Source organism: Mesorhizobium sp. M2E.F.Ca.ET.209.01.1.1 (assembly GCF_004010375.2).
GTDB lineage: Bacteria > Pseudomonadota > Alphaproteobacteria > Rhizobiales > Rhizobiaceae > Mesorhizobium.
The window spans coordinates 1-335 of the sequence record NZ_SADP02000669.1 but is presented as its reverse complement, the minus strand read 5'-3'; the positions used below and the strand labels follow the sequence as shown (position 1 = coordinate 335).

The 335-nt window shown below is 64.8% G+C and carries 1 protein-coding gene; it reads left to right on the top strand.

Features of this window, described 5'->3' with window-relative positions; all coding sequences use genetic code 11:
• Nucleotides 1-19: 19 nt before the first annotated feature.
• A partial coding sequence (locus tag EN852_RS37365) for an SMP-30/gluconolactonase/LRE family protein (RefSeq protein ID WP_246694543.1) occupies nucleotides 20-335 on the top strand: 316 nt, incomplete at its 3' end.

Below are 335 nucleotides of genomic sequence, written 5' to 3'. Positions count from 1 at the left end.
CTGGCTGCCGGATGGACGATTGCTTGTCGTTTCCGGCCGGGAGGGCCTTCTGCTCAGGCAGGAAGCGGACGGAACGCTCGTCACCCATGCCGATCTCAGGCGACTGTCGAAGAGTCCCTGGAACGAAATCGTCGTCGATGGACACGGCAATATCTACGTCAATGGCGGAGGGCCGGCGCCGGCGCCGGGCGAGCATTTCGGACCGGGCACGATCGTGCTGATCATGCCGGACGGCGCGATACGGCAAGTGGCCGACAATATTGCCTTCGCCAACGGCATGGCCGCGACGCCGGACAACCGGACTTTGATCGTCGCCGAATCCCACGCCAGGCGGC